This is a genomic window from Pusillimonas noertemannii (genome assembly GCF_003096595.1).
Classification (GTDB): domain Bacteria; phylum Pseudomonadota; class Gammaproteobacteria; order Burkholderiales; family Burkholderiaceae_B; genus Pusillimonas; species Pusillimonas noertemannii.
In genome coordinates this window covers 961,800-985,784 of the sequence record NZ_QEKO01000001.1, presented here as the reverse complement: position 1 = coordinate 985,784, position 23,985 = coordinate 961,800, and the positions used below count along the sequence as shown (strand labels likewise).

The 23,985-nt window shown below is 62.0% G+C and carries 30 protein-coding genes and 1 tRNA gene; 13 read left to right on the top strand and 18 right to left on the bottom strand.

Translation table 11 applies throughout. The features are described from left to right. Nucleotides 1–89 precede the first annotated feature (89 nt). A complete protein-coding gene (locus C7440_RS20285) occupies nt 90–446 on the bottom strand; it encodes a Wadjet anti-phage system protein JetD domain-containing protein (protein ID WP_116517972.1) in 357 nt (118 codons plus the stop codon). Between C7440_RS20285 and C7440_RS04665 the strand changes: the two genes are divergently transcribed. Together C7440_RS04665 and C7440_RS04660 are read left to right on the top strand one after the other, a co-directional pair. After that, the gene (locus C7440_RS04665; protein ID WP_116517971.1) at nt 437–688 is read left to right on the top strand and encodes a type II toxin-antitoxin system Phd/YefM family antitoxin; all 252 of its coding nucleotides are present in this window, start codon (nt 437–439) and stop codon (nt 686–688) included. The two genes, C7440_RS20285 and C7440_RS04665, sit on opposite strands and share 10 nt — an antisense overlap. Beyond that, a complete protein-coding gene (locus C7440_RS04660) occupies nt 678–1,106 on the top strand; it encodes a putative toxin-antitoxin system toxin component, PIN family (RefSeq protein ID WP_116517620.1) in 429 nt (142 codons plus the stop codon). Before C7440_RS04665 ends, C7440_RS04660 begins: the two co-directional genes overlap by 11 nt. A 76-nt stretch (nt 1,107–1,182) precedes the next feature. Here C7440_RS04660 and C7440_RS19705 read toward each other — a convergent pair whose 3' ends face one another. From C7440_RS19705 to nhaA, 7 genes are all read right to left on the bottom strand, one after another. Then, nucleotides 1,183–1,902, bottom strand: coding sequence for a hypothetical protein (locus C7440_RS19705; RefSeq protein WP_133244257.1), 720 nt, complete (start codon nt 1,900–1,902; stop codon nt 1,183–1,185). Nucleotides 1,903–2,282: 380 nt separating this feature from the next. Further along, the gene (locus tag C7440_RS04645; RefSeq protein ID WP_116517618.1) at nt 2,283–3,173 is read right to left on the bottom strand and encodes a DMT family transporter; all 891 of its coding nucleotides are present in this window, start codon (nt 3,171–3,173) and stop codon (nt 2,283–2,285) included. 69 nt (nt 3,174–3,242) lie between these two features. After that, on the bottom strand, nt 3,243–3,791 hold the full coding sequence (locus tag C7440_RS04640) for a YdeI/OmpD-associated family protein (protein ID WP_116517617.1): 549 nt from the start codon (nt 3,789–3,791) through the stop codon (nt 3,243–3,245). Between the two features lie 38 nt (nt 3,792–3,829). Then, nucleotides 3,830–4,246 (bottom strand): YybH family protein, encoded by a 417-nt coding sequence (locus tag C7440_RS04635; RefSeq protein WP_116517616.1) that lies wholly within the window; start codon nt 4,244–4,246, stop codon nt 3,830–3,832. 129 nt (nt 4,247–4,375) lie between these two features. Next, the gene (locus C7440_RS04630) at nt 4,376–6,232 is read right to left on the bottom strand and encodes an ABC transporter ATP-binding protein (protein ID WP_116517615.1); all 1,857 of its coding nucleotides are present in this window, start codon (nt 6,230–6,232) and stop codon (nt 4,376–4,378) included. Nucleotides 6,233–6,387: 155 nt separating this feature from the next. Continuing rightward, on the bottom strand, nt 6,388–6,885 hold the full coding sequence (locus C7440_RS04625) for a DinB family protein (RefSeq protein ID WP_017525790.1): 498 nt from the start codon (nt 6,883–6,885) through the stop codon (nt 6,388–6,390). 85 nt (nt 6,886–6,970) lie between these two features. Further along, nucleotides 6,971–8,815 carry a Na+/H+ antiporter NhaA gene (gene nhaA, locus C7440_RS04620; RefSeq protein ID WP_243410822.1) on the bottom strand — a complete coding sequence of 615 codons (1,845 nt, stop codon included), beginning with the start codon at nt 8,813–8,815 and terminating at the stop codon, nt 6,971–6,973. A 314-nt stretch (nt 8,816–9,129) separates the two neighbouring features. Here nhaA and thiC point away from each other — a divergent pair, with 314 nt between their 5' ends. Further along, entirely contained in the window at nt 9,130–11,037 is a 1,908-nt protein-coding gene (thiC, locus tag C7440_RS04615; RefSeq protein WP_116517613.1) for a phosphomethylpyrimidine synthase ThiC, read from the top strand. Here thiC and C7440_RS04610 read toward each other — a convergent pair. Then, nucleotides 11,011–11,502, bottom strand: a complete 492-nt coding sequence (locus tag C7440_RS04610) for an NADAR family protein (RefSeq protein WP_116517612.1) — start codon at nt 11,500–11,502, stop codon at nt 11,011–11,013. The genes thiC and C7440_RS04610 overlap by 27 nt on opposite strands. 158 nt (nt 11,503–11,660) lie before the next feature. Between C7440_RS04610 and C7440_RS04605 the strand changes: the two genes are divergently transcribed. Next, nucleotides 11,661–11,734 (top strand) — tRNA-Cys (locus C7440_RS04605). Nucleotides 11,735–11,736: 2 nt separating this feature from the next. Here the strand turns inward: C7440_RS04605 and C7440_RS04600 are convergent. The 3 genes from C7440_RS04600 to C7440_RS04590 are packed head-to-tail and all read right to left on the bottom strand — an operon-like array spanning nt 11,737 to nt 13,236. Continuing rightward, nucleotides 11,737–12,108, bottom strand: coding sequence for a YgiW/YdeI family stress tolerance OB fold protein (locus C7440_RS04600; RefSeq protein ID WP_017525794.1), 372 nt, complete (start codon nt 12,106–12,108; stop codon nt 11,737–11,739). A 32-nt stretch (nt 12,109–12,140) separates the two neighbouring features. Continuing rightward, complete coding sequence (locus C7440_RS04595) at nt 12,141–13,031, bottom strand: metallophosphoesterase (protein WP_116517611.1); 891 nt, start codon at nt 13,029–13,031, stop codon at nt 12,141–12,143. Between the two features lie 58 nt (nt 13,032–13,089). After that, entirely contained in the window at nt 13,090–13,236 is a 147-nt protein-coding gene (locus tag C7440_RS04590) for a lmo0937 family membrane protein (RefSeq protein ID WP_017525796.1), read from the bottom strand. 338 nt (nt 13,237–13,574) lie between these two features. On the opposite strand from C7440_RS04590, the gene C7440_RS04585 reads away from it, so the two are divergent. Then, complete coding sequence (locus C7440_RS04585) at nt 13,575–14,183, top strand: PRC-barrel domain-containing protein (protein WP_116517610.1); 609 nt, start codon at nt 13,575–13,577, stop codon at nt 14,181–14,183. A 14-nt stretch (nt 14,184–14,197) separates the two neighbouring features. Continuing rightward, a complete protein-coding gene (locus C7440_RS04580; protein WP_116517609.1) occupies nt 14,198–14,407 on the top strand; it encodes a hypothetical protein in 210 nt (69 codons plus the stop codon). Between the two features lie 134 nt (nt 14,408–14,541). Here the strand turns inward: C7440_RS04580 and C7440_RS19785 are convergent, their stop codons facing one another. Beyond that, complete coding sequence (locus C7440_RS19785; RefSeq protein WP_017525799.1) at nt 14,542–14,685, bottom strand: hypothetical protein; 144 nt, start codon at nt 14,683–14,685, stop codon at nt 14,542–14,544. Between the two features lie 171 nt (nt 14,686–14,856). Between C7440_RS19785 and C7440_RS04575 the strand changes: the two genes are divergently transcribed. The 5 genes from C7440_RS04575 (at nt 14,857) to C7440_RS04555 (ending at nt 18,826) form a co-directional block, all read left to right on the top strand. Then, a complete protein-coding gene (locus C7440_RS04575; protein ID WP_116517608.1) occupies nt 14,857–15,507 on the top strand; it encodes a DUF2946 family protein in 651 nt (216 codons plus the stop codon). Nucleotides 15,508–15,642: 135 nt separating this feature from the next. Then, entirely contained in the window at nt 15,643–16,230 is a 588-nt protein-coding gene (locus C7440_RS04570; RefSeq protein WP_017525801.1) for an NUDIX hydrolase, read from the top strand. A gap of 23 nt (nt 16,231–16,253) precedes the next feature. Further along, nucleotides 16,254–17,006 carry a leucyl/phenylalanyl-tRNA--protein transferase gene (aat, locus tag C7440_RS04565; protein WP_116517607.1) on the top strand — a complete coding sequence of 251 codons (753 nt, stop codon included), beginning with the start codon at nt 16,254–16,256 and terminating at the stop codon, nt 17,004–17,006. A 31-nt stretch (nt 17,007–17,037) separates the two neighbouring features. After that, nucleotides 17,038–17,757, top strand: a complete 720-nt coding sequence (locus tag C7440_RS04560) for an arginyltransferase (protein WP_116517606.1) — start codon at nt 17,038–17,040, stop codon at nt 17,755–17,757. 4 nt (nt 17,758–17,761) lie between these two features. Continuing rightward, nucleotides 17,762–18,826 carry a quinone-dependent dihydroorotate dehydrogenase gene (locus C7440_RS04555; RefSeq protein ID WP_116517605.1) on the top strand — a complete coding sequence of 355 codons (1,065 nt, stop codon included), beginning with the start codon at nt 17,762–17,764 and terminating at the stop codon, nt 18,824–18,826. Between the two features lie 244 nt (nt 18,827–19,070). Here C7440_RS04555 and C7440_RS04550 read toward each other — a convergent pair whose 3' ends face one another. The 4 genes from C7440_RS04550 to C7440_RS04535 form a co-directional block, all read right to left on the bottom strand. Then, nucleotides 19,071–19,649, bottom strand: coding sequence for a phasin family protein (locus tag C7440_RS04550; protein ID WP_116517604.1), 579 nt, complete (start codon nt 19,647–19,649; stop codon nt 19,071–19,073). 143 nt (nt 19,650–19,792) lie between these two features. Beyond that, nucleotides 19,793–20,623: an IclR family transcriptional regulator gene (locus C7440_RS04545; protein WP_116517603.1), complete on the bottom strand. Its 831-nt coding sequence runs from the start codon at nt 20,621–20,623 to the stop codon at nt 19,793–19,795. 93 nt (nt 20,624–20,716) lie between these two features. Then, nucleotides 20,717–21,526, bottom strand: a complete 810-nt coding sequence (locus C7440_RS04540; protein ID WP_243410821.1) for a competence/damage-inducible protein A — start codon at nt 21,524–21,526, stop codon at nt 20,717–20,719. Continuing rightward, complete coding sequence (locus C7440_RS04535; RefSeq protein ID WP_116517601.1) at nt 21,523–22,341, bottom strand: EI24 domain-containing protein; 819 nt, start codon at nt 22,339–22,341, stop codon at nt 21,523–21,525. Before C7440_RS04535 ends, C7440_RS04540 begins: the two co-directional genes overlap by 4 nt. A 63-nt stretch (nt 22,342–22,404) precedes the next feature. Here C7440_RS04535 and C7440_RS04530 point away from each other — a divergent pair, with 63 nt between their 5' ends. Beyond that, nucleotides 22,405–22,791, top strand: a complete 387-nt coding sequence (locus tag C7440_RS04530) for a thioredoxin family protein (protein ID WP_116517600.1) — start codon at nt 22,405–22,407, stop codon at nt 22,789–22,791. On the opposite strand, the gene C7440_RS04525 is transcribed toward C7440_RS04530, so the two are convergent. Next, on the bottom strand, nt 22,749–23,522 hold the full coding sequence (locus C7440_RS04525) for a TetR/AcrR family transcriptional regulator (protein ID WP_116517599.1): 774 nt from the start codon (nt 23,520–23,522) through the stop codon (nt 22,749–22,751). The genes C7440_RS04530 and C7440_RS04525 overlap by 43 nt on opposite strands. A gap of 144 nt (nt 23,523–23,666) precedes the next feature. Here C7440_RS04525 and C7440_RS04520 point away from each other — a divergent pair, with 144 nt between their 5' ends. After that, nucleotides 23,667–23,966: a recombinase-like helix-turn-helix domain-containing protein gene (locus C7440_RS04520; RefSeq protein WP_116517598.1), complete on the top strand. Its 300-nt coding sequence runs from the start codon at nt 23,667–23,669 to the stop codon at nt 23,964–23,966. Nucleotides 23,967–23,985: the final 19 nt, after the last annotated feature.

The window sequence follows — 23,985 nt, the reverse complement described above, 5'->3', positions numbered from 1 at the left end:
GCATATATGTTTCAAGCCAGGCCTTTTTCTGGAGACATCATGAGCCTTACGAATTCTGCGACACGGCAGGCAAAAGCCACTGGACACCCCTATACACTTGGCGATTCGGACGGCCTAACCTTGGCGGTTTCTGCATTAGAGCACAGCAAGGGCTCCTGCACCCAGAGCGACTGATGCGCTAGAAGCGTTGCTTCATCCATAAGCACAGACCGGATTTGTGGAACGGTCTTGCGCGCGCGGTCTAGAATTGCAGAACCGTGAGTATCAATATCGCCCCAGTACAGAACCTCTGCCGTCCGCAACCATGGCAGTGCCTTCAGGGCACTCACCGCATACCTCGCAGGCCATTTTTGACAACAATCGGCCAATCTGCACCAATTGAACGAATCGAACGATTCAATTAAGATGGGATCTAGATATGTACGAGGAGTCCGAAATGCAAACATTTACCGCCAATGAGGCAAAAACTCGATTCGGTGAACTGATCGACCGGGTACAGCGTGAACCGATCCAGGTCACGCGACGCAACCGCGTCGTCGGCGTCATGGTGTCAGCGGAGGACTATCAAGCGATGCGTGAGTTCTATGCAGACCGTTTGCGGCACACCCTGAAGCAAAGTGCCCAAGAAGCCGCCGCCAAGGGCTTGACCGACGAGAAGCTGGAACAGCTCCTGGCCGATGAGAATTGAACGTGCCGTCGTCGACACCAACGTCCTGATCAGTGCCGCGCTATCGCCACGATCTGCCCCGGCGCAGATCGTGGATTGCCTTCTGCAACACGCTACGTTGGTATTCTCACGAGAAACCTTCGAAGAACTCGAAACCAGGCTCTGGCTTCCCAAATTTGATCGCTATCTGGACATGGAGCGCCGGCGCCTGCTGTTGCATGACTTCGCTGCCGCGGCTCAATGGACCGATTTGCCTGCGCCGCCCAGACCAGCGTACAGTCGCGATCCTGATGACGATGTGTTTCTCTACACTGCCCTACAAAGCAAGGCCGAATGGCTGATCAGCGGCGACAAGGATTTGCTGGAGCTTTCACCCGCTGATTGGGGATTTGAAATCCTGTCGCCAGCACAGGCTCTAGAGAAATGGCATCAAAAATGAATTCCTTGAAAAAATCACCAATCGAACAACTATTGAACAAATGCACCAGATCGACCGCCTTAAAGACGATTTTGGTCTATGACAAGGTGCCGCCACTACTTGGGTGGCTGCTTACGGGCGGTAGCGAGAGTTCTATTTGGGTTCCCGACGCGGTCAAGCAAGGCGGCTGCCCTCTTCGAGGTAGACGAAAGGATCGCCAGGGACCTGGCGAAAAGGCGGGGTTTAATTTTCCGATGGTATCGGGCAGATCACACTGGCTACGCGCCATCTCCAGTGCTTCATTGAAACGATAGTAGCAATAAGAAAGTGAAATAAGCAGTTGATCTGCGACAGGCCGCATCTTGTTGCGGTGATGTTGCAAAAGAGCCAGGTATGCACCGGCTCTTGATTCATGCGGCTCGGGCTCCCGCGGTTGATCAGAGACAGACTCCAGCATCAACAATCGTTGCAGCGGCTGAAAGGTTTCCGATGCCGCCAGCTTGTTCATCAACGGGTGGGCTTCACTTTCAGAGCCATCACCGTACGAGTAATGATCCAGACGCACAGCGTGGCGTACGTTCTTCTCTACATGCTTTACCAGCTTGTTGTAAAGAAACGAGAAAAGCCTGTCGATGTCTTCCGGGTTGTCAAAATCTATCGGAGACCCGGCCTGTTCCCAGCACTCGGCCAATATCCAGGCTTCGCTTTGCACATCATCGTGATCACACTCGTTGCGGGTCGCTTTGGCAATCCGCCTGAATTTATGCCGATACTTTCTTGAAAACTGCATAAACTCGGCAAGCCGATCGTCATTCATGCGGAGCCATCCTGTCAGGGAAGGAAGGCTCCAAGTATCTTATGAGGTGATGGCAATTTGATGAAACAAGACGACACGCAACAAGCCTTGGATCACCGTCCTGGGCGACACATCGCTGTCCTAAGGCGCGCGCGCATAACTTTCCTGAGCCAGGTCGGCCGCCATATCGCGGTCTCGCACCTTGCGCATGCGGAAGTTCAGCAGGTCTCGGTAATAGCGGGCTAACACAGCTCAGTCGAAGTCATGCACAAATAGGAAGCCGAGGCCGCGGTGCTGCGTTATTGCCCGCCCATAGAAAGGCTGAAGCCGCGCGCCGCCCAGGCGGCCACGCGCGGCCCCCACGCATCAGCTAATGTCCGGTATCCTGCCGTGCAGGCCAGCTATTGTGGCCTACGATTCCTGCCGCCATACTCCGCAAAACCGATTCCAGACAGAATCATCGCCAGGGCGATGGCGTGGTAAAGATGGAACTCTTCCCCTATCAGGGTGACCGCCAGCAGCGCGCCCCAGACAGGCAGCAGGTTGATGAACAGGCCGGCCCGGTTGCCGCCGATAAGCTCCACGGCCCGTATATAGAAAACCTGGCCGATAAGCGACGGAAAAATGACGATATAGGTGATGACCGCCCATCCCTGCATGTCGGGAAAGATGAACTTTCCCTGGGCCGCCTCGAAGGCCAGCAAAGGCAGGGACGACAAGGTGGCCCCCAGGCACAGGATGAACATCAGGCTGGTCCAGTGCATCTTTGGCTTGTTGCGCAAAGCGGCGGTGTATATGCCATAACCCAGCACGGCAACGAACATCAGGGCATCGCCGAAGTTGATGTTGAGCGAGATCAGGTTGCCCAACTCGCCGCGCACCGCGATGACGATCACACCTATGAAGGAACAGGCAAAACCCAGCGCCTGCGCTTGGCTGATGCGACTGGAAAAGAGCACGAAGCTTGCCGCGAACACGAATAGAGGCATGCTTCCCTGCAGGATGCTTGAGTTGATGGCGGTGGTGAAGACCAGCGCGTAGTACAGCGCCGCGCTGAACACGGTAAACCCGAGCACCCCCAGCATAAGCAGGTAGGCCAGGCGGGGCCGAATCACGACCCAGTCGGCCGCGATCTGATCGCGCTTGAACACGTACAGCAGCACCAGCAGGGTCATCCAGCGGACGCTTACCAGGACCATGGGCGAGGCATGGCCCACCGCCCATTTGCCGGCGATGGAGTTGCCGGCCCAGAAAAGTGTGGTCAGCGCCAGAAGAAGGTAGGCTTTATAGATGGCGTTTCCTTGCGAGGTTTGGTTTGGGCGAACGACCGCTAATGTAGCATTCCGGTACGATGCATGCCGCTACTCTTCGGCCTTGGGGGCCGAAAGACTCTTGCTGTAGTAGCCCGACGAATCAAAGCAGCACACGCGCCTCTCGCCCGCGGCGAGCATGTCGCAGGCGTTCTCGACCCGGCGCTGCCGGGTCTTGGCCTGCTTTGCGGATTCGACCCAATGGATCCAGTCAAGGCGTGCGATGGTCGTCGTGTCTTCCCAGGTGGCCTTGGCTGCCGGCGAAGAGGCAAGTGCTTTTCGCAGGTCATCGGGCAACGGCGGCTCGGGTTCCGTGGCGGCCGGAACAAGCTGGATCTCAACCATGTTTCCAGGCGACACGCCGGCGGCGTCTTGAAGCTCTTTGCTCACCTTGAGCCAATGGCTGAGTCGACCATCGGGCTCGAGCGTAGCCTGAAAAGCATGCCCTTCGAGCGCACCTTCTACCGACGTCCTGCCGCGCCTGGGCAGTTTTTCGCTGACGGCCCTGGGCAAGACCAGGAATCCCCATTCGCTGCCTTCGCCGGGCTTCGCCGGACGAAGCAGTTTTGCCGTGAATGCGAGCGCTTCAGTTTTTGCCATGTCAGTATTCCTTCAAGCAGCTGGATTCGGACGACAACTCAGTCGCCCCTCAACACAGGCTCGCCGCTGCGGGGGTTTGTCAAGGTGACGTTCTCGAGCGCCTTGATCCGCCATTCTTCGGCCTGGCGCGCCAATACGGCGAGGATCAGCGTATCGACAGCGTGCGGACCCGCCGGATGGGCTGCTCCCGCCGAAAGACGGCTCCAGAAATGGATTACGGCCACGTCGTCGCCGACCGGGACCGCGTCGATCAACTCGTTATCCAGCGTGGAGTCGCTATAGATGGTTGCGTGGATGGGCGCGTGCAGCTCGATGATTTCATCAATGCCGCGCACATAGTGGCCGAACCGGTTCACGAATGTCGCGTCCTCATGGAACAGCGCCCCGAGTGACCGCATGTCATGGCTGTTCCAGGCCTCTTGAAACGCCAGCGGCGCATCTTGTGGCTGCTTCATTTAAGCTGCTCCTCTTCCATCGCCGCACTTTAACATCCTGGAACTGCCGGCTTGCCGCCTGCTTTTCGCGACCTGCACCATTCCCCGGCACCGCACCGGGCGAAACCCCGCCCGGGCAGCTTCTCTGGTTTACTGCGTGGTCTCCGGCTCCATCTCGCCCTCTTGCCCCAGGAAACCGCCGCTCTGATGGCTCCACAAGCGCGCGTACACGCCGTTCAGCTTAAGCAGTTCGGCATGGCTGCCCTCTTCGATGACGCGTCCCTGGTCCAATACGATAAGCCGGTCCATGGCCGCAATAGTGGACAGTCGGTGGGCGATGGCGATCACCGTCTTGCCCTGCATCATTTCGTCGAGGCTTTCCTGTATGGCCACTTCGACCTCGGAATCGAGGGCGCTGGTGGCCTCGTCAAGCAGGAGAATGGGGGCGTTCTTGAGCATGACGCGCGCAATGGCGATGCGCTGGCGCTGGCCGCCCGAGAGCTTGACGCCGCGCTCGCCGACCTGGGTGTCGTAGCCGCTGCGGCCCTGTGGATCGCTTAGTTCGCGGATGAAGTCGTCGGCCTGCGCATGGACGGCGGCGGCGCGGATCTCGGCCTCGCCGGCGTCGGGGCGGCCATATGCGATATTGTCGCGGATGGACCGATGCAGCAGCGAGGTGTCCTGGGTAACCATGCCGATGGCGCCCCGCAGGCTGTCCTGCGTGACCAGGGCAATGTCCTGGCCGTCTATGCGTATCTGTCCGCTGTCCAGGTCGTAGAAGCGCAGCAGCAGGTTGATCAGCGTCGACTTGCCGGCGCCCGAACGGCCCACCAGACCGATCTTCTCGCCCGGGCGCACCGTAAGGCTCAGGCCATCGAAAACCTGGCGTTCGCCGTTGTAATTGAAGGAAACTCCGTCGAACTCGACCTTGCCATGGGTTACCTGCAGCACAGACGCTTCCGGCGCGTCTTGCACCTTGGCGACACGCGAAAGCGTGGCGATGCCGTCCTGCACCGTACCTATGTTCTCGAACAGAGTCGCCATTTGCCACATAATCCAGTGCGACATGCCATTGACACGCAGCGACATGGCCGTAACCGCCGCCACGGCGCCAACGCCTATCTGGTCTGCGTGCCATAGCCACAGGGCATAGCCGCCCGAGGCGATGATCAGCCCCACGACCAGCGCCTGGTTGACGACCTCAAACTGGCTGACCAGGCGCATCTGGCGAAAGCCGGTTTCTTTGAAGTCTTCCATGGCCGCGCGGGCGAACTGGGCCTCGCGCCGGGTGTGCGAGAAAAGCTTCACCGTGGTGATGTTGGAATAGGCATCGGTAATGCGGCCGGTCATGGACGAGCGGGCGTGGGCCTGCTCTTGTCCGACCTTGCCCAGGCGAGGCACGAAATACCTCATGGCCAGTCCGTACAACACGATCCAGCCCAGGAAAGGCAGCATCAACCGCGCATCGAACCCGCCTGCCAGGGCGATGATGGTCACGAAGTAAACGCCGATTCCCAGCACGATTTCCACGAAGGTGAGCAGCACCTCGCGCACGGCCAGCGCCGTCTGCATGACCTTGGTGGTGACGCGCCCGGCGAATTCATCGGAGAAGAAGGCCAGGCTTTGCCGCAGCATCAGGCGGTGGAAATCCCAGCGCAGCCGTAAAGGCAGGTTGATGGCCAGCACCTGGTGCTGGATCATGGTGCGCACCGCCACCAGCACGACGCTGGCCACCAGCACCAGGCCTATCGTCCATAGCGCGCGCTGCTCCTGCACGGCGGCCTGCTGACCTGTCTGCCATGCCGAAAGCAGGTCGACCACCTGGCCAAGAAACGCAAACAGCCAGGCCTCGTAGATCGACACGCTGGCGCTGAACACGGCCAGCAGCGCCAGGTAGCGCCGCGAACCGTGCGTACACGCCCACAGGAAGGGAAGCAGCCCCTTGGGCGGATGCGGCGCCTCGTCGGGCGGAAAGGGATTGAGAAAGCTTTCAAACCAGCGGAGCAAGGTCGCCTCCGGAAACAATGGATCGCGATATTTTCGCATCAAGCGGGGCACCTTGTTTGCGGCGGGCCGGGCTTGCCCTGGCTCGCCGATGCGAGCCCTGAATCAAGCCGCAAGCGATGCGTTGTCGATGACGGCCAGCGTACGTGAAATGTATTTCAGACCTGGCACAGATAGACGGAAAGGTCGGTCTCGGGCGGCTTCATGCCGAAATCGAAAAACATCTGGCTGACCCAGCCCCGGTGGTACGTCTTGTGATTGACGACATGCAGCAGCATGCCGCCGCGGGTCATTTCACCCGGCTCGCCCGATACGAAGTTGAACTTCAGGCGCTGGCCCAGGCTCTCGGCATCTTGCGCCCGCGCCCAATCGACATACCACTGGTTGACCCTGGACTGCTCCGCGATCAGGTCGCGAAGATCGGGGTGCAACACGTCGCGCCGGGAAGAAAACCCATGCTGCTCGCCCAGCAAATGAGCGCGCCAGATCAAGTCTACCTGGTAGTTGTGGTTCAGGGTGCCCAGCATCGAGCCGAACAGCGTGGGACCCTGCCGGTACGCAGCGCCTTCGGGCAGACCCTCCAGGGCCTTGAACAGTATCTGGTCGGCCCAGTCGCTGTAGCAGGCCAGCATAACGGCCGTGTCGTTCGTCATCATGACGGATACCTCCTGGGTATTGCTTGGCGCCCGTGGCGGCAGGCGCCGTGTTGCCCGCCGCGCGTCGGGCGCATGTCCGGCAGCATCAGAGCGTTTGCTCGGGGTCGGCCCCGCTCCCGGCTTTCCAGAGGATGGCAACGCCGACCACCGAAGCAATGATGGAGCCAATGAAGATCGCCACCTTGGCGGCGGCGAAATCGCTCTCGCCGGGAAACGCCTGGCCGGCGATGAACAGCGACATCGTGAAGCCTATGCCGGCAAGCGCCGCCGCACCGACCAGCTGGGTCCATGAGTAGTCCGACGGCTTCTTCGCCATGCCCAGCCTTACCGCTACCCACGAGGCCGCAACCAGCCCCAGCGGCTTGCCCACGACCAGCCCCGCCATGATGGCCAGAACCAGCGGCCCGTGCCCGTGCAGAATGCCCGGACCGATGGCAATGCCCGCATTGGCCAGTGCGAACAAGGGCAGCACCACATAGCTGGAGCGGGCGCCCATGGTACGCAGCACCCGGGCGGCGGGAGACTCCAGCCTGTCGTGCAGGGCATCGAAAGCCCTTAAGGCCGGTTGCGACGGGCCGCTACGCAGCACCTCGCCACTGCGGCGCGCCTCGGCGGCAAGCAGGGCATCGGCCTGGGCGGTAAGCGCCATCATGTTGGCGGGAGGCCGGGTGGGAATGAACAGGGCCAGCAACACGCCGGCCAGCGTGGCATGCACGCCGCTGGCGTGGATGCAAGCCCACAGCAGGATGCCCACCGCGGCATAGGGAGCCACCCGATAGATGTGGGCATGATTGAGCAAAGCCAGCACGCCGACAAGCACCAGGGCTCCCGCCATGTATTGCAGGCTGAGTGCATCGGAATAGAAAGCGGCCACGACCACGATGGAGCCGATGTCGTCCACGATGGCGGCCGCGGTGAGGAACACCCGCAGCGAAGTCGGAACCTTGTTCCCCATCATGGCGATCAGGGCGACGGCAAACGCGGTGTCGGTGGCGATGGGCACGCCCCAGCCATGCGCCCAGGGCCCGGCCGGCACGATCAGCGAGTAAACCAGGGCAGGAGCCGCCATGCCGCCGAGCGCCGCGGCAACAGGCAGGGCCGCGGCGCGCAGGTCGGCCAGATGCCCCACCGTGAATTCCCGTTTGATCTCCAGGCCGACGACGAGAAAGAAGAAGGTCAACAAGCCATCGTTGATCCAATGCAGCAGCGACATGCTGAACGCCGACTCGCCGAACGAGAGCCCCAGCGGAAGCTCCCACCATTGCGCAACGGCGGGCCCCAGGCTGGAGTTGCTGAGCAGCACCGCCAGTATCGCGCCCAGCAGCAACAGCAGCCCGGCCGCGGGCGCCCAGCCGGCGAAATCCTCGGCCGCGCTGCGGATGCGATGCCCGGGCGTGCGCAGCATGGCGTCGGTGAACGAGCTTTCATCCCAGGGGCCGTCGTAGCGCCGTCCGTTGATGAAGAAAGTGGGCGTAACCACCACTCCGCTGGCGCGGGCGCTGCGAATGTCTTCCTCGACCCGGGGGTTGCTGCGGGCGTCGTCCGCCGGAACGGACGGCTGGGTGGAAGCCGGCAGGCCCAGGTCGCGCTGCGCCTGGACAAGGTCGTCCTCGCTGAGCGTGTGCGAACGCGTCATCAAGGTGATATGGGCCCGCCAGAATCCTTCCTCGCTGGGGGCCCGCTCGGCCAGGCAGGCCGCGCGCAATGCGATATCGCTGCCCGGCAAGGGGAAATGACGAAACACATAGCGCAGGCGGTCGCCGAACTCGTGCCTAAGCTGGACGATATGTTCGTTCACCGCCCGGCAGTATGGACAGTCGTAGCTGCCGTATTCGACTACCGTGATCGGTGCATCGGCCGGGCCGAGCATGTGGTCGCGGGTTTGGTCCACGGGGCGATCGAGCCTGGAGCTTGCTGCTTGGTGCGACACATGTAGTCTCCGGTTGCCATGACGGTGGGCTGCAGCAAGGTACTCGCGAAAGGCTGTGGCCGGGCTTCCGCCTTGCTCCAAGTCGATTTGAGTATACTAGCCAGCACGCAGGGGTACTTGCCGGCTTGCGCCGGCGGGTTGAGAGAGTCCCTTCGTACCAGTACGGATAACGCCGATGCTGGGAGCGTGCTCGTTTCTTCAATCGACTTCGCGTCGTTCAATCGCTACGAGATAAATCCCTATCGGCTCCATTAGTTTCTTTTTTGGAGCACATCTTGAAACCCCACTTCGACCTTCCCCACCGTGACCCGGCCATGGACACCGCCGCCGTCACGCAACTGCCCCGTTCCCGCAAGGTTTACCAGACCGGCTCGCGGCCCGACCTGCGCGTTCCCTTTCGGGAAATCGAACAGGACGATACGCCCGCCGCGCTGGGCGGCGGCGCCAATCCTCCCCTTACCATCTACGACACCAGCGGCCCCTATACCGACCCGGACGCGGCCATGGACTTGCACAAGGGCCTGCCCGCCCTGCGCGAGGCGTGGATAGCCGAACGCGGCGACACCGAGGCATTGACGGGCATCAGCAGCGCCTATGGGCGTGCCCGAGAAACCGACGCGCGCCTGGACGCCATACGCTTCAGCCGGACGCGCCCGCCGCGCAAGGCATTGCCCGGCCAAAGCGTGACACAGATGCACTATGCGCGCCGCGGCATCGTCACGCCCGAGATGGAGTTCGTGGCCCTGCGCGAGAACCTGCGGCGCGAGCAGTACATCGAGGCGCTGGCCGGCAGCGGCCCCAACGGAGAACGCGCCGCGCGGCAACTGCTGCGTCAGCATGCCGGCCAGGCCCTCGGCGCCGCCATCCCGCCCAGCGTAACGCCTGAATTCGTGCGCGAGGAAGTGGCCCGCGGCCGCGCCATCATTCCGGCCAACGTAAACCACCCGGAATCCGAGCCGATGATCATCGGCCGCAACTTCCTCGTCAAGGTCAATGCCAACATCGGCAATTCGGCCCTGGGCTCCAGCATCCGCGACGAAGTCGAGAAAATGACCTGGGCCACGCGCTGGGGCGCCGACACGGTCATGGACCTGTCGACCGGCAAAAACATCCACGAGACACGCGAGTGGATACTGCGCAATTCGCCCGTGCCCATCGGCACAGTCCCCATCTACCAGGCGCTGGAGAAAGTCGATGGCCGCGCCGAGGCGCTAACCTGGGAACTGTTCCGGGACACACTGGTGGAGCAGGCCGAGCAAGGCGTCGACTACTTCACCATCCACGCGGGCGTGCGGCGCGACTTCATCCCGCTGACGGCCGGACGCCTGACAGGCATCGTCTCGCGCGGCGGCTCCATCATGGCCAAATGGTGCCATGCCCACCGGCGCGAAAGCTTTCTGTACGAGCGCTTCGAAGAAATCTGCGAGATCATGAAGGCTTACGACGTAAGCTTTTCGCTGGGCGACGGCCTGCGCCCCGGCTCGGGCCACGACGCCAATGACGAGGCCCAGTTCGCCGAGCTGCGCACCCTGGGCGAGCTGACCCAAATCGCTTGGCGGCATGAGGTCCAGACGATGATCGAAGGGCCGGGACACGTGCCCATGCACCTCATTAAAGAGAACATGGACTTGCAATTGCAGCACTGCCACGAGGCGCCCTTCTACACCCTGGGCCCGCTCACCACCGACATTGCGCCGGGATACGACCACATCACCTCGGGCATAGGCGCGGCGCTGATCGCCTGGCACGGCACCGCCATGCTGTGCTATGTAACGCCCAAAGAACACCTGGGCCTGCCCGACAAGCAGGATGTGAAGGACGGCATCATCACCTACAAGATCGCCGCCCATGCCGCCGACCTGGCCAAGGGTACGCCCGGCGCCGCGATACGGGACAACGCCTTGTCCAAGGCGCGATTCGAGTTCCGCTGGGAGGACCAGTTCAACCTGGGGCTGGACCCTGAAACCGCCCGCGAGTTCCATGACCAGACCCTGCCCAAGGACGCCATGAAATCCGCCCAGTTCTGCTCCATGTGCGGGCCGCAGTTCTGCAGCATGAAGCTGTCGCAGGACCTGTATCAGCCGGATGAACAGGCGCCCGAGGGCGGCCGCCCCGAGCCGGCAGCGAGCGAAGGCGCCGGCTCGCCGGGCGAGCGCACCGAGACGGCGGTCTCGGTGGTCAGCTTGAAGAAGGCATCAGACCGGGCGGACCTTCCCATCTGACAGCAGTTCGTCGCGCATCTCGTTGAGTATGCGGCAGAACACCGTGGCGGGAAGCGAGGTCGTGGGCGACTCGGGCTCGCTTCCCGTGCTGTGGACGAGGGTGGCGCCGGCGGTCGACGCCAGCACCTGCGCCAGGCCCGAGTTTTGCGCAATGCGGGCTCGAATGGCCCGCTCGATGAGGCGATGGTGTTCGGCCGAACCATAAGGCAGGCGCTGCCCTTTCCAGTAGGCGCCGCTGCGGTCGGCCGTATCGCCCAGGTGCTTGGCGTCCCAGCCGCTGGAGACGAAGGCCTGTTCGCGCCGCGCATCGCCTTCGGGAAACTTGATGCCCTGGATGAAGCCCTCGATGGAAGCGAACAGCGCTCCGTCGAGGCTGAAGGGGGAAAGCATGAAATTGGACAGGGCCACGCCCCTCCAGTCGGATGAGGTGCTGGATACGTTGAGTGTGGTTTCGGCCTGGCTCATCGCCCGCCCTCCTTGCGCCTGGGACAAAGCCCCGATTGTACCGTTCGTTCCGGTATCGCCCGTTGTGTATAATGGCGGACTTGGCTTAACGGGTTGACGCGCAGTCGTTGACAATGCAAGCGGCAAAAAGCCGCTCGACATCAAGGGTTGGGCCACAGGGCGCCATGGCAGAGTGGTTATGCAGCGGATTGCAAATCCGTGTACCCCGGTTCGATTCCGAGTGGCGCCTCCAGTTTATTTCACGACCCGTATCGAATCCACCTCGATCTCGGGCGGCCGGCGAAGGCCGGTGTCCACTTCCCCGTGTATTTCCACCTTGGTTTTCTCGTCGACAGGCTCGCGCGGGAAGTCGTCGTCGTCGATCTCGGCCACGATCTCGGCGGTGCCGTCGGTGAAAATGTATTTTTCTTTGCCGATCTTGCGCAGAAGCTGCCCTTGCAGCGTCACCAACTGATCGTCGGTGGGGTTGGCCAGAATGGCTTCCACCGTATTTTGCGCGCGCCCGGCTTCGGAAGGGCCGGTATATTGGGCGTAGGCGGGCGCGGCCAGAGCCGCCGCCACGATGGCGCCACCAATGAACAGACGGGATTTCAATGATGCGTGCATGGAGTCTCCTGGTATCGATGAAAGGCGGCGAATCATGAGCTGCCGGAGCCGGCTGCCAAGTATTCTACCCCCGTGTCCAGACCACCATCGGGATGCAAAAGCAACCATCGGTAAGCCGGGCCGGCGGCGTCCAGCTGATACTCGCGCGTGCGAGGCATGAACTGGAAGGCGGTCGAAGGCGATGCCAGCACGCGTATCGTCGCGTCCGGCGCCCACGGGCCCACACTCGTGCTGCGATACCATCCGTCCTGCTCCTGGTGCACGTGTCCGCAAAGCAGCGCCCGCACCTGATCGCGGTTGGCGATGCATTCGAACAGGGCTTCGGCGTCTTGCAGCATGTACTCGTCCAGCCATTGGCTATGCACCGGCACCGGGTGGTGATGCAAGACCACCAGAGCATGGTCCGGCGCGCCATCCAGCGCCCGGTGCAAGCCCGCAAGCCGCTGCGGGCCCAGGCGTCCACCGTCTTCGCCGGGCAAGGTCGTGTCGAGCAAGACAATGCGCCAGGCCGGCGTGTCTATCCATTCGGGCACATGGCCGCGCCATTCATCGAACAGTACGGCGGGCAGGTCGTGATTGCCCGGCAGGCCGAACGCCGGCGCCTCGATCGCGCTTATGGATTGCCGGAAGCGCCTGTAGGCGGATGCGGCACCCGTGTCGGCGATATCGCCGGTGGCCAGGATGAAGTCGGGTTTTCTGGGAAGGTCGTCGGCTACAGAGCGCAGGACCTTGTGCAGGCTGTGGTCGGTATCGACGCCCGCAACCAAAGCACCGGCCTCTTCGGGAAGGTGCAGGTCGGTAAGCTGTACGAACAATACGCTGCCGTCCGGGCCGGCAGGCAAGCGCACGCCGCTTTCCATTTTCTTGGTCTCTTGTGATACATATTGCCCTGCCTGAAGGCAGGCCGGGGGCGGACGCGGCATGCTGCGTCCGCCCCCGGCAGCGAAAGCGCTGCAGGCAGGACGGGCGTATGCGCCGCCGCTAGGGCGCGCGGCCGCTGATCAGACGGATCAGCACCATCACGATGGCGACCACGATCAGAATGTGAATGAAGCCGCCTATGGTGTACGAGGTTACCAACCCCAGTAGCCAGAGAATCAAGAGAATGACTGCAATGGTGTAAAGCATGGCATCTTCCTTTATTTGCGTTATGGAAATGAGCGGGGATCATTCGCCCCGGGAAATCGGTAATTTTTACCCGGTTTGTACTGTGTTCAAGGCTCGAAAGCCCTTCCCCCCATAGTCAAGTACTGCCCCGCGGGTGCTGCGTAAGGTCAAAACGCGGGGAAATTAGCGTTGCGGACCTGTGTGCTGCTTTCCTCCCTGTTGCCTAAAAATCACCGGGTTTTGCGCAAGTTTCGTGCCTGCGCAATGCTTCTTTTTCTCTCTTGCGGCCATTCGTCGGACGGCATGGTATTTGCTGTAGCTTTACCGACCTTCTTCGGTCTGTCAAACAGGAGAATGCTATGACTATGAAGAAAAAGCTGGCGATCGTCCTTTGCAGCATGCCTTTTGCCATTGCGCCCGTTGCCTATGCGCAAACAGGCGGCGCCACTGAAGGGACCACCTCTCCCCAGTCGGGTAGCCAAACCGACATGGGCACGGACGGCGCCCCGAATACCGGCACGAGCGGCAGTGGCTCTTCAGACACCGGCGCTTCGGGCTCTACCACCGCCCCCTCGAGCAATGGCGCGTCGACAGGCAGCAGCGCTTCGGATAGCTCGGCCGCGGAATCGACACCGGACGCCTCCGCGGGCGACAGCTTCAAGGCCAAGCTGCAAGGCAAGTCGGTCTATAACGAGAACGACGAAAAAGTAGGCGACATCAAAGACCTGGTCATGTCTTCCGACAACAAGGTCACGCACGTCATTCTCGGCGTAGGCGGCTTCGTCGGCGTGGGTGAGCACCCGGTGGCCATTCCCATCAATGAAATCAAGGAAAGCGGCGACAAGCTGACCCTGCAGGGCTACACCAAGGATCAGTTGAAGGAAATGCCCGCTTATGAGTATCCGAAGGAAGCGCCGGCGCCCGCGCCCGCTTCTTCACCGACCGCGCCCATGGGCGCTACGCGCTAAAGGGGTTTACGGCCATGAACGACTCAGACAACAAGCCGGACAAAGACACGCCCTTTCCAACCAAGGACGACCATCCGGCCTCGCCCAGCGTTGCCACGCCTTCCGAGGGCAAGGATAAAAAGAAGTCTGAGGAAGAACTGCTGGACCAGGGGCTGGATGAAACGTTTCCCGCCAGCGATCCAGTGTCGATCGGCACGGAAAAACCCAAGAAGAAGTCCAGCTAAAGAAAACCCCTCGAACCCTCCGCCCCGGCGGGGTGGGAATTCGAGGGGTTTTTTGCGCCTGGCCGCTTGCGGCCGGGATGACGGCCCGCTTGCACTTGCCTTGCCACTGGCGGGCGGCAAGCGGATTTGCTGGCTTAGTCTTTGTCGTCGCGCTTGGCGGGGGTTTGCCGCTCGTCGTCGCGGCTGCTTTCATTCTTGGCGCGCTTGGCATCCGGAGCGACCCAGTTAAGGGGCTCGATCACAAAAGGGGTTTTTTTCTGCGTCGGCTTTTTCGACATAAATTGAACTCTCCTTGCATGCACCGGCCGGTCGCACATGCGACGGGCAACGTTTGGCAGTATAGCATATTATGTCAACTAATGCCAGTATTCTCATCCATCTTGACGGCTTTTTACGTTATTGTGCAGTAATATTTGAATAAGATTTGAATGATTTCGGCTGGAAAAAGCATGGACGACAGCGTAGTTGCGTCAATGGCGCGGTGGCCCGACGTGCCGGATATCTACGGCTGGCTGTCGCTTTCGGAACAGGGCCAATGGCGCCTGCACCCCGGCGGCGACGCCTGGCGGCCCGGCCAGCCGTGCCTGCAGCCCTTGCCTTCCGGCGAACCCATTGAAAGCGCGCAAATCCGGCAGTTCATCAACCGCAACTATGGCTGCGACGCGTCGGGGCGCTGGTATTTTCAGAACGGCCCCCAGCGCGTCTTCATACGCCTTGACGCCGCGCCCTATATCCTGCTCACGGGCAGCGACGCGTCCACGCTGCACACACACAATGGCCTCAAGGCCGAACACATCAACGGCTGGTGGCTCGATGACCAGGGCCGGCTGTATGCCGAAACCGAGCATGGTGCCGGTCTGATATCGGGGCGCGATGCCCCGGCGGTGTTCGACGCCCTGCATACCTCGGCGGGCGAGCCCCTGCTGACGTTGCTGGAATCGCTCGAACCAGCAGATTTGCCCGCCCGGCCAGACCTGCTGCTGTGCCTGGCAACGTCCCCAACAATGCCGGGCGGCGCTAGGGCAACGGCCCCGCTGCGCTTCTGTCCCGCGTCCGGGCTGCCCCGGCAACTGGGTTTCGTTCCCTGCCCCGCGCCCTGAATCGGGCACCCGCCTCCGCGCACCCGGCAATGCGGCAGACCGTATGCAGCCGCCGCCGCACACGCAAGCGATCAGACGCCGCGGCGCCTGTCCGCAGCGCCACGCAGCGCGAGCAAATAAATATAGAATAGGGCCATGACGACCCCCGCCCCTTCGTTCTATTTTCCCGCGCCCCGCACACAGAGGTTCTGCAGCCAATGCAGCGCCGCCATCACCCTGCGCGTGCCGCCCGACGACAATCGCATGCGCGCCGTCTGCGAAAACTGCGGGGCCATCCACTACCAGAACCCGCGCAATGTCGTGGGCGTACTGGCTGTCTGGCAAGACAAAGTCTTGCTGTGCAGGCGGGCCATCGAGCCCCGCTACGACAAATGGACGCTGCCGGCGGGCTTCATGGAGCTTGGCGAAACCACCGCCCAGGGCGCCATGCGCGAAACCCAGGAAGAAGCCGGCGCCCAGATCGAGCTGGGCCCACTGTATACCGTCATCGACGTGCCCCATGCCGAGCAGGTACATTTCTTCTACCTTGCCCGCGCCTTGTCCGAAGACCTTTTCCCCGGCCCCGAAAGCCTCGAAGCGCGCTTCTTCCCGCTGGACCAGATACCTTGGTCCGAACTGGCCTTCCGCACCGTCATCACCACGCTGGAACACTATGTCGAAGACCGCAAGGGCGCGCAGTTTCCCATGCACCACTACGACATTCCCCTGCCGGTGCCTGATTAGGTTGACACTAAGGCGCATCTGCCGTGAACCCCCTGGCCTGGATCGACGACGACACTCCTTTTCCGCACCCCAGCAAGGCGCTGCCGGAAGGCCTGCTGGCCGTGGGGGGCGACCTCTCTATCGAACGGCTTACCGATGCCTACTCCCAGGGAATATTCCCCTGGTTCAACGAGGGCGATCCCATACTGTGGTGGAGCCCCGACCCGCGCATGGTGCTTGCCTGCAACGACTTTCGCGTGTCGCATTCGCTGGACAAGAAGCTGCGGCAGATCGCCCGCGGCGACCATGACGCGCAGGCTTCCGTCCAGATCCGCATCAACACGGCGTTCGTGCGCGTCATCCGGGCCTGCGCCGAGCCGCGCGGCAGCCTGGCCGGCACCTGGATCTCTCCGCAGATCCAGGCCGCTTATCATGCCTGGCACCGGGCAGGCCATGTCCATAGCATCGAAACCTGGATCAATGGCGAACTTGCGGGAGGCCTGTATGGGGTAAGCCTGGGACGCTTTTTCTTCGGAGAGTCGATGTTCGCGCGCGTCAGCGACGCATCCAAGCTGGCATTGGCGTACCTGGTGCGCTTCCTGCAACGGCAGGGCATCAGGCATATCGATTGCCAGCAACAGACTTCGCACTTGGCCAGCCTGGGGGCCCGGCCCATGGACCGCGAAGACTTTCTGCTTCTGCTGGCTGAAGCCCGAACGCATGCGACACCGCAATGGCCGAAGGGCCGCCTGATGGCCGACGGGCATCTTGCCCCGCTGCCGGCCTTGACGCCATAATGAAATCTGCCCCGCCCTGCAAAGCGCTGCCATGAGCCATCCCACCGAGCTGACCCTCAAGACCCTGCAGTTCTATTCGACGGCATCGTACCCATGCAGCTATATCGAAGGGCGCGAGGCACGCTCGCAGGTGGCCGCCCCCACCCACCTCATCGACGCCGCCACCTATTCGCACCTTGTTGAAAAGGGCTTCCGGCGCAGCGGGCTGTTCACCTATCGTCCGCACTGCGACGCCTGCCAGGCATGCCAGCCCATCCGTGTAGACGTCGAACGCTTCCAGCCCAGCCGCACCCAGAAAAAGCTATGGCGCCGGCACCAGCACCTGCGGGCGCGCAACGCCCCACTGGAATTCGAGCCGGAACACTTCGAGCTTTATCGGCGCTATGTCTCCACCCGGCATGCCGGCGCGGGCATGGACGACAACGACCAATCGCAATACACGCAGTTTCTGCTGACCACCCGGGTCGACACCACCCTGATAGAGTTTCGCGACGAAAGCGGCGTACTGCAGATGGTGTCCATCATCGACATCCTGGACACGGGCCTTTCGGCCGTATATACATTTTTCGATCCGCATGCGCCGGGCAGCCTGGGCACCTACGGCGTGCTGTGGCAGATCGACCGGTGCCGCGCCATGGGCCTGCCCTGGCTGTATCTTGGGTACTGGATCCGCGAAAGCCGTAAAATGGCGTACAAAACACAATACAGGCCCTGCGAAATCCTGCGCGGCGGCCACTGGTCTCCCCTGTAAATCGATGTCCCTGCTATTCAATTCCTATCCGCTGGCGCGTCCGGCGCTCTTCTCCCTGGACGCAGAAACCGCCCATGAGCTCACCCTCTCTTCGTTGCAGAAGGCTTATGACTGCCGCCTGACCAGGCATCTGCTGGCCAGCCGGCCGCAATTGCCCGCCCGGCTGATGGGCCTTTCCTTGCGCAACCCCGTTGGGCTGGCGGCCGGCCTGGACAAGAACGGGGCCCACATCGACGCGCTGGGGCAACTGGGCTTCGGCTTCATCGAAGTGGGCACCGTCACGCCCCGCCCCCAGCCTGGCAACCCCAAGCCCCGCATGTACCGGCTTCCCGAAGCGCATTGCCTAATCAACCGAATGGGGTTCAACAATGACGGTCTGAAGAAGTTCATCGACAACGTGCGCCAAAGCGAGTGGCGCAACGGCGGCGGCATCCTGGGCCTTAACATCGGCAAGAACGCCGACACGCCCATCGAGCGCGCCGTGGACGACTACCTCATCGGCCTGGAAGGCGTCTACCCCCATGCCGACTACGTGACCGTGAATATTTCCTCGCCCAACACCCAGAACCTGCGCAGCCTGCAAGAAGGCAGCGAACTGCCCGAGCTTCTGAAGGCCCTGCGGGAAAAACGCAAGGAACTGGCCGACAAGCATCAGCGCCAAGTGCCGCTGGCGGTAAAGATCGCCCCCGATCTGGCCGCGGAACAGATCGACGTCATCGCCGACACGCTGCCGCAATACGGTGTGGACGGCATCATCGCCACCAACACCACCATCACGCGCAACGCCGTAGAGGGCCACCCGCACGCCGGCCAAGCGGGCGGGCTGTCGGGCCCGCCCGTGCACGCATTGTCGCTGGCCGTCATCCAGCGGCTACGCCAGCGCCTGGGGCCTGAAATGGCCATTATCGGCGTGGGCGGCATACACGATGGCAAGCATGCCCAGGAAAAAATGGCGGCGGGCGCCGATGCCGTACAGCTGTACACAGGCCTGATCTATCGCGGCCCTGCGCTCGTCAAGGATTGCGTCAACGCGCTTGCGCGCGCCGCCGCGCCGGCACCGGCCCGATAAGCCTAAAGGGGCGCCCCGCCCCTTTCCGTCCCCACTTCCTTCGCCGAAACGCACAAAAAATCCCGGCAAAGTCAAAAACTTTACCGGGATTCTTACGCATGCCGCTGGCCTGGAGCGGAAGCTGAGCTTCTTCAGGCCATGGCCCTGTTCGGTCGCGCCTTCACGATGCGAAGGCCAACAGCCTGGCTTATGGCCGGTGCTTAGCGCCGGGTCGGCTCTTGTGGAGCCCCCCGGACGAATGGAATCAGGCTGCGGTACGACGGGCGCGCGCGGGCTTGGTGGCGGCTTCGGCGGCCGAATTGGCAGCCTGCAGCGTGGCGTTGGCGGCGGCGGTCAGGTTGGACTCGGCCGTTTGCGAAGCCTGCTTGGCGGCCTTGCTGACCGACTCATAGGCGTTGTTGACCGAAGCCAGCGAGGACTTCAACAGGGCAACGGCGCTTTCCGAGCCGGTGGGAGCGGTCTTGGCGAACTGCTCGACGGCGTCGGCGATCTGCTGCTGCGCCTGGGCGACTTGTTCTTCGGTCAGGCGGCTGAGGCTGCCCTGCACCGACGATACGATGTCGTACACATGCTTGCCGTAAGCCAGGGTCTTCTCGGCGCTGGGCTGCACCAGCGCGGAAGTGAACGCGACGGCTTCCTGGGCATCCTTGACTTCGATGGCTTCCTGGGACTTTTGCGCGGCTTCGTCCAGGGTGGCCTTCATGACTTTCAGGTTAAGGTCGACGAGTTTTTCGAAACCATCGAAAAACGCGCCTTGAACGGCCAGCAGATTGTCCAGCGAGGCCTTCTGCGTGGCGAAAACTTGTTGGGGGATAGCACTCATGACGGTTCCTCGTAGTGGGCTAAAGACGGTTGGGCATTTGCTGCACTGCACAAGTGTCATTTTACGGATTTAGACGCGGCCGTCAAGCTTTTTTGTTGCGATGCAACAAATAATTCACGATACAGGAGAGGGGGGCGGGAAATTCAGGCGCCCGTGACCTTGCGCTCATAGCCCAGCGCTTCGGAAATTCGGCCCGCGGTGTCTTGCAGCAGACCGATCCATTCGTCGCGCATGCGGTCGGCCGGCGCCGAGATCGAGAGCCCGGCCTGCAGCTTGCCCGTGTCGTCGTACACCCCCGCGGCAATGCACCGCACGCCCAGTTCCAGCTCTTCGTTGTCGCGCGAATAGCCATGGCGGCGCACCAGCGCCAGATCCCGCTCGAGCTGATCGGCCTTGGTCAGGCTGTTGCGCGTGGTGCCGGCCAGGCCGGTGCGCATGATGTAGGCCTTGACCTGGCGCGGTTCACTGACGGACAGGAACAGTTTGCCGGTAGAGGTGAGGTGCAAGGGGGCCCGCCCGCCTATGGCGCGCACCACCTGCATGCCCGAACGTTCGCTCCAGGCGCGCTCTATGTAGACGATTTCGTCGCCCTGCTGCACCGACAAATTGATGGTCTGGCCCGTAATGGTGTGCAATTCGCGCATGTACTCGATGGCGACCTCGCGCACGTTCAGGCGGCCCTTGACGAGCGATCCCAGCTCAAGAAGACGCATGCCCAGCTGGTACAGGCCGCTGTCCACGCGCTCGACATAGCGCCCTACGACCAGGTCGTTGAGAATGCGGTGAGCGGTGGAGGCATGAAGGCCTGTTGCCGCGGCCAGGTTCTTGAGTGCCACCGGTTCTGACTGGCGAGCCAGCACGTCGAGCAGCAACATGGCTCGCTCGAGCACCTGGATGGCGATCTGCGAACCCCCGGCGCCCCGCTCGGGAGCGCCCGCTGTAGGGATGTCGGAAGCAAAGGTGGATTGGGGCATAGCCGAAGAATTTTGACGCGACGCAACAATCCCATATTATGAAAAAACCGACGCACTTGGCAAGCACTTTTTCTGGGCCGAAGCTTGCGCCCGCTATTCGGGCGGGGTCAGACTGCCACCCACGCGCTCGACCTCGGCTCGAAGATAGGCCAGGGCCTGGGCGGCGGCCTCGGGCTCGCCCTTGACGCCCAGGTCGATATGGGGCCGGCCGCTGCCCATGCTGGGCAGGCTGAAGGCCTTGACCCCCGGCCATTGCTGTTCCAGGTGCTCGAGCGCCGGCGTAATGCGCGATTCGGGCACATTGAAGGCCAGGAATGAGTGTTCGACCCGGGTCGTAAGATGATGCAGGTGCTTGTAGCGGGTGTCGAGCGTCCATTCCATCATGGGCCAGGCAATGACGGGAAAGCCCGGCATAAAAGTATGGTTGCTGATATAGAACCCGGGAATCTTGTTGTAGGGGTTCGGTACGATCTCGGCGCCCTCTGGAAACACCCCCATCTGCAGCCGCTGCTGGTTCTCGGGCGTCGACATGTCGGCGCTGCCGCCGGACCGGCGCGCCGTATCGGCGGTGCGCTCGGCAATAAGGCGCTCTGCCTCGGGATGAAGGCGCAGGGGCACGCCCAGGGCCTGCGCCGCCGCCTGACGCGTCTGGTCGTCGGGCGTCGCGCCGATGCCGCCACAGCAGAACACCGCGTCCGGCCCCGCAAAACTGCGCGCCAGCGTGGACGCGATGACGTCGCGATCGTCCGAGATGAACTCCGCGCCCGCCAGTTGCATGCCTCGTTGGGACAGCAGCTCGATGAGCTTGGGCATGTGCTTGTCTTGACGGCGCCCCGACAGAATCTCGTCTCCGACGATGATGAGGCGAACTTGCTGCATAGGCCCGGAAACAGGGGAAGTCATGGCGATTGCACCTTTCGGTCGTGGGCAGCGGCCGCCTGCAACGCCGCCTGCTGCCGCTGCTGGCGCAGGGCCTCGAGGCTGAAGTGGGCGAACACCAGCGAGGAAAACACCGGCAGCACGAGCCAGGCCGGAGGAAAAAGGTTGATCAGCGCAAGCAGGAAGCCCATCAGCCAGTACTGGCGGTTGTGGCGTCGCCAGATCAGCTTGCGTTCGTGCGCATTGGCGTGCTCGATGATGGAATCGACCCGCAGCATGCGCGTGAAGGCAAAGGCCCACCACACTATGGGCAGCACGACCGGCAGCGGCGGAATCAGCCACAGCGGCATGGTCAGCAGCCATCCGAGCGAAAACAGCACGCCCACCCATATGGCATTCCATATGCCGTATGAGGTGGAAAACTGGCCGTGGCGCACCACGCCGAAGTATTCGCGCCTTTCGAGATGGCGCAGCACGATGGGCATGACGAAAATGGCGGCGATGACCAGGCCCAGGATGCCCGACAAGGGCAGCAGAATGGCCACGGCCAGCAAGGGAACCAGGTACAGCTTGATCGAGAACAGGCCGATGGCCAGCATCCACTGGTCGAATTCGTTCAGGTAGGACCAATTGAGCGCATAGGCGTCCAGCCAGTTGGTAAGCGGCGTCCAGAAGGCCCAGACCAGCACCACGGCGCCCACCAGCGCGATGAAAAACGGCAGAAGCAGCGTCAGCAGCATCTTGGGATGGCACTGCGTGACGAGCGCCCGCTTGAACGCCACCCCTACCGCCGCAAGCCCCGTTGCCGAGGAAGACCGTACCGCAATGTCATAATCCATTATGGGCGATGCTTTGAAATGAACACCCGGCTATCATAAACAAACACCCTTCGCTTTGTCTTTATGCCAATTTACGATCCGCAACACGACCTTGCAGCCCTGAACGACCGCCTGGCGGGCAACGACGACCTGCTCGTCGTGTGCTATTGCGCCGCCTGGTGCGATACCTGCACCCAATACCGCAGCGACTTCAGCGCACTTGCCGAGCGGCATCCGGCCCATGTGTTCGTTTGGATCGACATCGAAGAACAGCCCGAACTGCTGGGCGACGAAGACGTCGAGAACTTTCCCACCATTCTGCTTCAGGCTTCCGACCGCAATCTGTTCTTCGGCACGCAACTGCCTTATATCAGCCATCTCGAGCGCCTGCTGGAAAAGGCCGGCGAACTGGCGTCCATCGGCTTCGATCACTGTCCCCCGCTGCTGCGCCCCCTTTTGCGCCCGGCCTGACCGGCCGGCGCATTCGATATTGCCGGAGCTTTTTGCCGCGGCAAGGGCGCGCCAAGGCCACGCATCAGCATTCGCGTCACGAATGAAATGTAGTCTTCGGTAAGCTTCCGGTCGCTGGACTTCTCGCCGAACATGCGGTGCAGCAGCGGCCCCGAGTTGGCGAAGAACACACAGGCCCCGAGCATCATGAGGTGCAAGAACCTGGGGTCGGTTTCCCGGCCGGTGGCATCGACCTCTGCCGAGTCGATCAGCACGCGTGTCAGGGCCAGCCCCCTGTCCACCACGCCTTGGGCGATGCCCTCGGCACCGTTCGAACCAGGCTCCCCGCCGTCTTCGGCGACGTATATCTCTTTGAATACCAGCTCGGAAAACTGGGGCATTTCATGCATGACGTCTATCAGCAGCTCGAGACGCATGCGGATTTTTTCTTCCAGGCTGCCTTGTTGACAATACATGTCCTGGCTTCTGCCCTGCAGCTCGTTCAGCACCTGGGCCGCAACCGCCTTCAAAAGACCGGCCTTGTCTCGAAAATAGTAGCGGATCAGGGCCCGATCCACCTTTGCGGCGGCAGCCACGTCGCTTAATGTGAGCTGCGCCGCCGACTTCTGCCGCAGCAAGACAATCGCCGATTGCAGGATGGCGTCGCGGCCCACCGAATCATTTTCGGAGGGCCGTCCCGCCTGCCGCCGCGGGCGGGAAACGCCCTGTGTTTGTGCGCGTGAACGGGTCATAAGCGTAGGGACACCTGCTGAATAAATTTTGTTGACATCAGAAATTCGACCTTATTATACTTGCTTAATTCCCGGATGTGGGAATTGAAAAAACAGCAGCCCCCGCCCGTCCGCAACTACCGTTCACAGCTCATGGAGTCATGCATGGAACCCGAATTCAATCCCTATCTGCGGTCCTCGCCGCCCCCTTCGGTCCACGTCGGTGGCAAGGGCTATATCGAGGTTCCCGGCAAAGCTGAAAACCTGCGCTGGCAGACCCGCAGCGCAGCGCCCACCGAGTACGAGAACGCATTGGCCAACGCCCTTGAGCAAGCGTACGCATCCGGCGACACTACCGCCGACGAAATTGTCGAAACCCTGAACCGCCGGAACTTCAAAAGTGCATCCGGAGAGCGTTGGACCGTAGCCAATCTGGCATCGGAAATGTCCGCGCTGGGCCGATGAACACTTTTCCTCTCATAAA